Origin of the sequence: Streptomyces torulosus (assembly GCF_001419765.1) — a bacterium.
In the GTDB taxonomy this organism is placed as follows: domain Bacteria; phylum Actinomycetota; class Actinomycetes; order Streptomycetales; family Streptomycetaceae; genus Streptomyces; species Streptomyces torulosus.
Genome location: NZ_LIRK01000061.1, coordinates 1 through 528 on the forward strand (window position 1 = coordinate 1; position 528 = coordinate 528).

Consider the following 528-nt stretch of genomic DNA (forward strand, 5'->3'; position numbering starts at 1 on the left):
GCCCGCCCTCATGGCGGTAGGGCTCGGCTCCAGGAAGGACCGGCACGGTTCGGTCTCCTGTTCATGAGAAGGGTGTGAAACGAGTCCCGGTGTGGTTCACCGTACGCGACCGCACTGACACCGACCAGGGGCTTCGGCGGGGGGAGGAGAGGCGGAGGGCGGGGCGCCGGGCTGTCCGTCAGTCGTCCGGGTTAAGGTCTGATCCTCAGAACACAGAGAGGCACTCGGTTGTTGTACGGCGCGATGAAGGTCGCCATCGGGGGACCGCTCAAGGTCACCTTCCGGCCCTGGGTGGAGGGTCTGGAGAACATTCCGGCCGAGGGCGCGGCGATCCTGGCGAGCAACCACCTCTCGTTCTCCGACTCGTTCTTCCTGCCCGCGGTCCTCGACCGCAAGGTCACCTTCATCGCGAAGGCGGAGTACTTCACGACGCCCGGGGTGAAGGGCAAGCTCACGGCAGCCTTCTTCAAGGGCGTCGGCCAGCTTCCCGTGGACCGCTCCGGCGCGCGCGGCGCGGGCGAGGCCGCC

Annotated in this window: 1 protein-coding gene; it reads left to right on the forward strand. The window is 68.0% G+C overall.

Annotated features, from left to right (window positions below; genetic code table 11):
- Positions 1–243: 243 nt before the first annotated feature.
- Positions 244–528, forward strand: a 285-nt coding sequence (locus tag AOK23_RS49420; protein WP_240496268.1) for a lysophospholipid acyltransferase family protein, incomplete at its 3' end; no start/stop codon positions are given.